General features: G+C 54.3%; 8 protein-coding genes. 7 read left to right on the plus strand and 1 reads right to left on the minus strand.

Going from position 1 to position 8552, the window contains the following annotated elements; genetic code table 11:
- Positions 1 to 353 precede the first annotated feature (353 nt).
- Entirely contained in the window at positions 354 to 1712 is a 1359-nt protein-coding gene (locus EVJ32_RS15680) for an MATE family efflux transporter (RefSeq protein ID WP_131459100.1), read from the plus strand.
- A gap of 35 nt (positions 1713 to 1747) precedes the next feature.
- Here the strand turns inward: EVJ32_RS15680 and EVJ32_RS15685 are convergent, their stop codons facing one another.
- Positions 1748 to 2485 (minus strand): enoyl-CoA hydratase/isomerase family protein, encoded by a 738-nt coding sequence (locus EVJ32_RS15685; RefSeq protein WP_131459101.1) that lies wholly within the window; start codon positions 2483 to 2485, stop codon positions 1748 to 1750.
- A 154-nt stretch (positions 2486 to 2639) separates the two neighbouring features.
- Between EVJ32_RS15685 and ybaK the strand changes: the two genes are divergently transcribed.
- The 6 genes from ybaK (at position 2640) to EVJ32_RS15715 (ending at position 7881) form a co-directional block, all read left to right on the plus strand.
- Complete coding sequence (gene ybaK / locus EVJ32_RS15690) at positions 2640 to 3104, plus strand: Cys-tRNA(Pro) deacylase (protein WP_131459102.1); 465 nt, start codon at positions 2640 to 2642, stop codon at positions 3102 to 3104.
- Positions 3105 to 3123: 19 nt separating this feature from the next.
- A complete protein-coding gene (gene pssA / locus EVJ32_RS15695; RefSeq protein WP_016508135.1) occupies positions 3124 to 3822 on the plus strand; it encodes a CDP-diacylglycerol--serine O-phosphatidyltransferase in 699 nt (232 codons plus the stop codon).
- A 90-nt stretch (positions 3823 to 3912) separates the two neighbouring features.
- Entirely contained in the window at positions 3913 to 4662 is a 750-nt protein-coding gene (locus EVJ32_RS15700; protein ID WP_131459103.1) for a carotenoid biosynthesis protein, read from the plus strand.
- On the plus strand, positions 4628 to 5326 hold the full coding sequence (locus EVJ32_RS15705) for a lysophospholipid acyltransferase family protein (protein WP_131459104.1): 699 nt from the start codon (positions 4628 to 4630) through the stop codon (positions 5324 to 5326). Before EVJ32_RS15700 ends, EVJ32_RS15705 begins: the two co-directional genes overlap by 35 nt.
- Complete coding sequence (locus EVJ32_RS15710) at positions 5323 to 6390, plus strand: glycosyltransferase family 2 protein (RefSeq protein ID WP_131459105.1); 1068 nt, start codon at positions 5323 to 5325, stop codon at positions 6388 to 6390. The genes EVJ32_RS15705 and EVJ32_RS15710 overlap by 4 nt, the downstream gene beginning before the upstream one ends.
- Positions 6391 to 6414: 24 nt before the next feature.
- Positions 6415 to 7881: a phytoene desaturase family protein gene (locus EVJ32_RS15715; RefSeq protein WP_131459106.1), complete on the plus strand. Its 1467-nt coding sequence runs from the start codon at positions 6415 to 6417 to the stop codon at positions 7879 to 7881.
- Positions 7882 to 8552: the final 671 nt, after the last annotated feature.

Below are 8552 nucleotides of genomic sequence, written 5' to 3' on the forward strand. Positions count from 1 at the left end.
TGGCGCGAAACAAAACGTCAGACCTGAAAGGCATGACGTTACAGAGCGTGATGGCGATCATCGCGGTAAACCTGAAGCGGATCATCACCCTCTCAAAAGAAAAAACAGGATAAGGGCAAGGAAAAAGAGCGATTGTCCCGACTTGAGTCGGTCCAATCGCCCTTTTTTCTGTTCACGCTCGGATAGAGCGGAGGTTTTTCAGTGCCCTCCCCATTTGCTTGGGTGGTTTTTTTTGTTGAAAATAATTTGGCAAATCTCTTTCTTTTTCATTTCAAAAGGAGTAACATGACCATTGTAATTTTTAAAAGATAAATATTTCATATAAAGAATTTTTGAACAAAAGGGGAACATTCATGCCAACCAAAAACACCGAACAGCTCAGCCTATTTAAAATCTCGTGGCCGATCTTCATCGAGCTCGCGCTCCACATGGGGACCGGGATCATCGCCACGCTCATGCTCGCCCAGTATTCCGATGCCGCCGCTTCCGCGGTCGGCGTCGCCAACCAATTGTTGAACGTCTTCTTGATCGTCTTTAGCGTCACCTCGGTCGGTGCGACGATCTTGATCGGTCAGGCGATCGGTGCCGGTCGGATGAAGAAGAGCCGGGACTTTGCCCGCTCTGCCGTCAGCTTGAACATGTGGCTCGGCGTCGTCATGGTCGTCGTCGTCTTCTTGTTCGGCGAGACGTTCCTTCGCTTGTTCGGTCTGTCGGATGAGCTGTTCGGTTACGGTCTGCTGTTCTTACAAATCGTCGGCTTATCGCTCTTCACCGAAGCGCTCATCATGGCGCTCAGCGCGGTGTTGCGCAGCCACGGCATGACGAAACATGCCATGCTCGCGACGCTTTTGATCGATGTCATCACGGCAGCAGGAGCCATGCTCGCCGTGACAGGCTGGTTCGGTCTCCCAGTGACGGGTGTCGCCGGTGTCGCCTGGGCCATCGTCATCGCTCGTTTGTCGGCCATGATATTGTTGTTTTGGATCGTCAAACGCCGCCTCATGATGCGGTTCCCGCTCAAAGAGTTGATTCGTCCAAAACGCGATGATATTCAAGCACTCTTACAAATCGGTGTTCCTTCGGCAGGAGAGAACTTGTCGTACCAGTTTTCACAAATTGTCATCACCGGCTTCATCGCGACGATGGGTGACGCCTCGCTCGCCGCTCGCGTCTACGTGATGAACTTATCGATGCTCGCATTTTTGTTCACGGTCGCCATCGCCCAAGGGACACAGCTATTGATTGCCCGCGACGTCGGCGGGAAGCGGTTCAAGGAGGCGTATACCCGGGCAGTCCGGACGTTGAAGATTGCCATGTTCTCTTCGCTCGTCGCCTCGCTCGGCCTCGCCGTGTTCGGGAAATCCTTGCTCGGCTTGTTCACGTCGAACCCGGACATCATCGCCGTCGGTATCCCGATCCTATGGGCGACGCTCATTCTTGAGCCGGGTCGCGCCATGAACATCGTTCTGATGGGGTCACTCAAGTCGGTCGGAGACGTCCGCTTCCCGGTCATGATTGGGGTCGCCTCGATGTGGGGCGTCGCCGTCGTCTTCAGTTACTTGTTCGGGATTCATTTGGGACTCGGTGTGCTCGGGATTTGGCTTGCGTTCTCGCTCGACGAGTGGTTCCGCGGCTTCTTCGCTTTCCGACGGTGGAAGTACGGCAAGTGGCAACAAAAAGGCTTCCAGTTCGAAGCCAAACCATCCTCTTGAACGAATAAGGGAAGCGGTCAACACGACCGCTTCCCTTATTTTTTACTTAAAAATGCTTGCATCGCCCGTTGATGCACCTCGGTCTTGCCGCATTCCCGTTGCCAGTGGATCTCTTGCGCGAGCCCGTCTTCAAACGATGACTCGCGAAGGAGCGCCTTCATCCCTTGTACGGCCGTCGGTGATTTTGCCGCGAGCGTCTCGGCGTAGGCCGTGAGACGGGCAAGATACGCCTCATCCTCGATCAGTTCAGTGACGAGACCGAACGCCTCAGCTTGTTCGGCGTCGATCGTGCTGCCGCTCCACACCCAATCGAGCGCGACGTCTTGGCGCATCAAACGACGCAAATGATATGGCCCACCGGCGTCTGCGACGAGGCCGATCTTGATGAACGCCGAGCTGAACTTCGTCGAACGGGCGACGAGGCGAACGTCGGCCGCAAGCGCTAGACTGAGTCCTGCCCCAGCGACGACACCGTGGATGCCGGCAATGATTGGCTTCCGGCAATCCGAGAGTGCCCGGACGAGCGGATGGTAGACGTCCTCTAAATACGTGCCATAATCGGCGTCACTCTCGATCGTCAAATCTTGACCGGACGAGAAGGCGCGCCCTTCCCCGATCAGCACGATGACTCGGACCGATTCGTCGGCTTCAAGTTGTTCGAGCGCCTGTCTCGCTTCGCGTAACAACGTCTCGTTCAGCGCGTTCAATTTTTCCGGACGGTTCCATTTGAGCCAGCCTACCCCGTTGTGCCGTTCCACTTGAATTGTTTCCATGAAATAATCCCCCTTTTAAAAAAATGAATCACTGTTCATTTCTCTATCGTCCATTCTGTTTCCTTCCTGACACCAAAACTTTTCAAGTTCGATTGCCCGACGCTACCACTATTTGCTATTCTTAGAGGAGTCGTTCAACGAAAGGGTGGGACTGGTGCAACTGACGAATGCCGCAAGACAATTAAAACAACGGAACATCCCGTTCACTTATCATTCTTATGTAGTGGATGAGTCCGATGTCTCCGCAAAACATGTCGCCGCATCACTCGATAAGCCGCTCGACCAACTGTATAAGACGATTTGCCTCGAGAACGAGCAACGGAAGTACGCCTTCTTCCTCATCTCAGGAGATTTAGATATCGATTTAAAGGCGGCCGCTAAAGCGTGGGGCGCGAAGAAAGCGTCGCCCGTCCCGATGAAAGAGCTTGAAGCGCTGACCGGCTACATCCGCGGCGGCGTCTCACCGATCGGAGCGAAAAAGCGTTTCCCCGTCTTCCTGCATGACAGCGCGAAACAAAAAGACAAGATCATCATCTCGGCCGGAAAACGTGGCTATCAAATCGAATTAACACCGGACGACTTGATCCGCTTCACGGACGGCCGCTGGTTCACTCAATGACAAAGATGGAGGCAATACTATGTGGAAAGAACGAATCCGTTCGTGGGTTCCTAACTCATTTACATTCGGTAACTTATTTTGTGGCGTCCTCGCCATCGTCTACGCCGCGCGCGGCGATTTCTCGAATGCGACACTCCTGATCATCATCGCGATGATGCTCGACAGCCTCGACGGCCGTCTCGCCCGTATGCTCGGGGTAGACGGTGACTTCGGAAAAGAGCTTGATTCGCTCGCTGACGTCGTCACGTTCGGCGTCGCCCCGGCGTTACTTGCTTACTATACGTTCTTTATCGATTACGGGAATTACGGGCTCTTCTTCGCCGCCCTGTTCCCGCTCTTCGGCGCCTATCGCCTAGCCCGGTTCAACTTGTCGGCGACGAACGTCACGGCAAGCTATTTCTCAGGCGTCCCGATCACGGCAGCCGGTGGATTGCTCGCCGTCGTGACGACGTTTGGCGATCGCGTCAACGAACTGCTCACCCCGATCTTCTTTACCGGTCTCGCCTTGCTCATGGTGAGCCGGGTTCGTATTCCGAGTTTTAAAGACGTACCGTTGCCGCGTCACTCGTTCATCATCACGTTCAGTCTCGTCTATTTGACGTATATGACGTTCGCCCGGTGGAAAGAATGGCCGACGTTTTGGTTCATCGCCATCCCGTTCTACATCCTGTTCATCGCTTTCTCATTTGTGAAAAAACGGAAGCGCATGGCGAATTGATGAGTCCCTCTAGCAGGGGCTCTTTTTTTGTGCATGCATTCATTAGACGGATGTCGAAAACCTCTTTAGAATAGAAGGTGAGGTGATTTGATGAAAGTGTATCCATGGATTTGGAAATTATTTTTAGTCTGGTACGTCGTCGGCGTTGTTCTCGTCGGCTTTGATTTACTGCCGAGTTGGCTCGAATGGGCGAACCCGGTCTTCTTATGGCTCGCCGGTCTCATCGGAGGATTTGTCATTGCCGACGGGGTCCGTCACGCCCGTTTCATCGTGCCGTTCATCTTTTTCGGCTCGATCGCCGTCGAGACGCTCGGTGTCAAAACCGGGTTCCCGTTCAGCGAGTATATTTATGCCGAAGCGTTCGGTCCGACCGTGTTCGGCGTACCGGTCACGATTGGTGCGGCCTGGCTCGCCGTCATCGGCGCAAGCTTCGCTGTCGCCCGCCTGTTCGCGTTCAAGCGACGGACGCTCTGGCTCGTCCCGTTTTTGGCGGTCTGGTTAGACATGGCGATCGATCCGGTCGCAGCCAACGTGAAAGGCTACTGGGAATGGGCCAATGATGGTCTCTATTATGACATCCCGACGCAAAACTTCGTCGGATGGTTCGGACTGTCGCTCATCTTCTCATGGTTGCTCGACCGCTTCGAAGTCGAAGCGGAGCCGACTTTACTCATGCATGGACGCTACTTGTTCGTCATGCTTCACGCTTTGTTCGGTGTCACCGCGGTCAACGCCGGTCTTTATGGGATCGGTGTGTTAAGTATTGTAACGGCAAGCGTCATCTATTTGGAACGGAGGTTGCGTCATGATCGAAGCGAACAAAAAGAAATGGTTCAGTAACATCTTTTCAACGTTCGTCAAAGAACACCAGATCCGACCGTTCTTTCACACGATCAACGTTCGGGCTGATGACGTTCCGACGCCGGGCCTCTTTTTAAGCACGCACAGCTCGTGGTGGGACGGACTCATCTTGCTCATGTTGAACGAGTATTATTTACGGCACGACGTTCACGTCCTGATGGATGAGGACGGATTGCGACGCTTTCCGTTCTTCCGTCATTTAGGCGCCTTTTCCATCAAAAAAGGGAAGTTATCCGACATTCGCGCTTCTCTCAACTATGCCAATCAGCTCTTGTCCGTCGGGAAATCGGTGTGGGTGTTCCCGCAAGGCCGTGAATACCCACAAGAGCACCGGCCGCTTGAGATCGGGACGGGTGCGACGATGCTACTCGCAAAACCTGAGGTCCGGCTTTGTGCCATCTACTACGCGTTCGCGTCTCATGCGTCTCCGGTCGTCTACGTCCGGTTCCGGACCCATACCGTTGTCTCGACGACACGCCGGGAGCAAAAGCAAGAGCTCGCCGCGGCGCTCGAACGGCTCTATGATGACACGCGCTACGATGTGATCGCCCAGTCGGACCGATACATGTCGTTGTTCCCGCCACGACGCGGGCTCGCCGACTGGACAGAGCACTTGCTCAACATCGGGAGGAGGCAACAATGATCCTATTCGTGCTCACTGGACTCATGTTTCTCTTCACGTTGGTCAACTTGGCATTTCTTCGTCCGCTCACGGCCCCGATTCCGGTGCCGCCGACCGCGCTTTGCGTCCCACTCCGCAACGAGGAGCGGAACGTCCCGAAATTAATCAACAGTTTAAAGCCGGCCCTCACCGCCGGCTGTCACGTCTACTTATATGAGGATCGCTCTGAGGACGGGACGTATGACGCGCTCGTGCGGGAAATCGCTTCAGACGACCGGTTCACGATCTTGCGCGGTGTTCCGCTCACCGACGGCTGGTCCGGAAAAGTACACGCCTGTCATCAATTGGCGATACAGACACGTGAACCTTACTTATTGTTTCTCGACGCCGATGTGACCATCGACCCGAGCTTCGTCGGCCGCATGCACGGAACGCTCGTCCGGGAAGGCGCCGTCTTTTTATCCGGCTTCCCCCGTTTCCCGACGCCGACGTGGCTCGGTAAACTGCTCATTCCGATGCAACACGTCTTGATCGCCCAGCACTTGCCGCTGTTTTGGCGAAAAGTGAGACATCCCGCCTTCGCCGCCGCGAACGGGATGAACGTCTTGGTCGAACGGACTAGTTACGAGGAAGTCGGCGGTCACGCCTCGATCCACGACTCCCTGATTGATGATATCGATTTATGCCGCGAATTTAAGCGCCGTAAAAAAGTGACGTCGCTCGTCAACGTCTCACCTTATATCACGTGCGATATGTATGCGACGAACGAGGAAGTCTGGAACGGGTTTTCAAAAAACGTATTCAAGGGAATGAATGAAGCAGTGGGCATCGCCCTTTATTTTTCCCTTTACTACGGCGTCCAGTTATCGGCGTTCATCTTCCTGCTCATCCGACCAGACTGGATATCGCTCGGAGCGAGCCTGTTCGTCTTGTTCGCACGGCTAGCCATCGACTTGAAGTCGGGCGGGCGCCATTTTTGGCTCCATCCGTTCAGTCTGGTCGCCTACCTCGTCCTACTCACGAACGCGGTCGTCCGAAAATGGAGACGAAAACCGATCACTTGGAAAGGCCGGATGTATCATTAGAAAATTGTTAGGAGGCGCATTGCAATGAAACAAATCGCTATTATCGGGGCCGGTCTCGGAGGCCTGAGCGCCGCCGTCACACTAGCGGCTCGCGGGTACGATGTGACCGTCATCGAAAAAAATGAGCACGTCGGTGGTAAGCTCATGCCGATCATCACGGACGGTCACCGCTTCGACTTCGGGCCAAACACGATCACGATGCCGGACGTGTTCCGTTCCGTCATCCGGAACAGCGGGGCCAACCCAGAGGATTATTTTGAACTCGTCAAACTCGACTCGCATACGGTCAATCACTTCTCCGACGGGTCGACGTTCACATTCCACTCCGAACGGGAACAAATGGAAGCTGAAGTCCGGCGCTTGACCGGTGACAAAGCCGACAAAAATCAATTGGCGGCGTACTTGGACGAGGCTGAAAAGCTATTTGAGATTGCCAACAATCGTTTCTTCACTCGAATGGACACAAAAATCGACACCGGTCTTTGGGCCGATATGATGAAGGTCCATCCGCTTAAGAGTTTGCACGCGCTCCATAAAAAATATTTTAAAGATCCGCGCATCATCCAAGCACTCGACCGTTACGCGACGTATATCGGCAGCAGTCCTTACGTTACGCCCGGCACGTTCGCCTTGATCTCACATCTTGAGTTGAACGACGGCGTCTATTTCGCCAAAGGCGGGAACTGGACGATCGCCAAAGGTTTCGCCAAACGCGCGAGCGAGCTCGGTGTCGAGTTCCGACTCGGCCATGAAGTCACAAAGATTGAAGTCATGAACGGTAAGGCGCATGCTGTCGTCATCGACCATGAAGAAGTCATGTCTTGCGATGCCGTCCTTTTGAACGGGGAGCTATTGACCCAATATCCCCGGCTCGTCGATGCGGTCCATCGTCCATCGTTCCCGGTACCGACCCGGGATACGGTCGAGCCATCCGTCTCTGCTTTCGTCATGATGGTCGGACTGAACAAACGTCTAAATCTCGCCCATCATAACGTCTACTTCTCGGACGATTACGAGGCTGAGTTCCGTGCCTTGTTCGACGAAGAACGCTACGCCGATGAGCCGACGATCTACATCTCGAACTCGGCCTACACCGACCCGTCCATGGGTGAGGCCGGGGACAATCTGTTCATCCTCGTCAACGCTCCGGCCCACTTGACCGACATCGATGCCGAGACGTACGAACATTTGATCCGTCGACGGCTGCGCACATTCGGCGTCGATTGGGACGATGCTGACGTCTTGTTCCACCGCCGCGTGACCCCGCTTGACTTGACGCGTGATTTTTATGCGTATTATGGCTCGTTATACGGAACGTCAGCAAACTCGAAAAAAGGTGCGTTTTTCCGTCCGGCCTCGCGCTCGGAAGACGTCTCGAACATCTGGTTTGCGGGTGGATCGACCCATCCTGGCGGCGGCAGTCCAATGGTGACGCTTTCAGGACAGTTTGCTGCTCGTTCGATGTTGGAGGACATACCTCTGACAATTTGAACATTTTGTGAACAGAAGATTCGACACTTGTCGACAAGTCACAGACGTGATAACATCATATCGAGTTCAAGCAGTATTGTAACGTTTGTTACACCTGTAGCGATCGAATGGCTTCCCCGAGCCAATCGCGTTTTGAACTTGTCACACCCGAGAAAAAAGTGATGAGCGAGTTTCCCCACTCGTTTCCCGCTGCTGGAATAGCATGCGTCTGATGTTCCCCCTTAGTCCATCAAGCATCCTACTTCAGCGAAGATGCCCCATCGTTTCATTCCCCATGAAACGAGGCACATCTTTAGGGTTCATCACGTCCGATTCGTTCGTTTCCCCGATGAACGGATCACATAACGCTTACGCCACTTTTGGTCCCCCGCCAAAAGTGGTTTTTTGTATCCTAAAAGCCTGCAGACGGTGTCTACAGGCTCGAGTCTGTTCAGCAAAAGACCCGATTGCTCTCGCAAGAGGGCACTGAAAAACTTCAAATGATTTTAAGCAGATGAGCGTCGTCCCGGATGGGATGACGCTCATCTGCTTTCATTGCCCTTCGAGCCGCCCTGTCCGGCACGCCGCTTTCCTGGGGGCGGTCAGCGAGCCGCATCGCGACGATGTCGCTGCTGGGTCTCGCCTTGCCCGCTGTTCCCCCGGGAGTCGGCGTGCCCTCGGGGCGACGCTGT

The organism is Exiguobacterium sp. SH5S4, from assembly GCF_004337045.1.
GTDB lineage: Bacteria > Bacillota > Bacilli > Exiguobacteriales > Exiguobacteriaceae > Exiguobacterium > Exiguobacterium aurantiacum_A.

What these genes read in the sequence shown, in the direction of transcription:
- EVJ32_RS15700 (WP_131459103.1), top strand. Translation starts at nt 3,913, where the DNA reads ATGAAAGTGTATCCATGGATTTGGAAATTATTTTTAGTCTGGTACGTC.
- pssA (WP_016508135.1), top strand. Translation starts at nt 3,124, where the DNA reads ATGTGGAAAGAACGAATCCGTTCGTGGGTTCCTAACTCATTTACATTC.
- EVJ32_RS15680 (WP_131459100.1), top strand. Translation starts at nt 354, where the DNA reads ATGCCAACCAAAAACACCGAACAGCTCAGCCTATTTAAAATCTCGTGG.
- EVJ32_RS15685 (WP_131459101.1), bottom strand. Translation starts at nt 2,485, where the DNA reads ATGGAAACAATTCAAGTGGAACGGCACAACGGGGTAGGCTGGCTCAAA.
- EVJ32_RS15715 (WP_131459106.1), top strand. Translation starts at nt 6,415, where the DNA reads ATGAAACAAATCGCTATTATCGGGGCCGGTCTCGGAGGCCTGAGCGCC.
- EVJ32_RS15710 (WP_131459105.1), top strand. Translation starts at nt 5,323, where the DNA reads ATGATCCTATTCGTGCTCACTGGACTCATGTTTCTCTTCACGTTGGTC.
- EVJ32_RS15705 (WP_131459104.1), top strand. Translation starts at nt 4,628, where the DNA reads ATGATCGAAGCGAACAAAAAGAAATGGTTCAGTAACATCTTTTCAACG.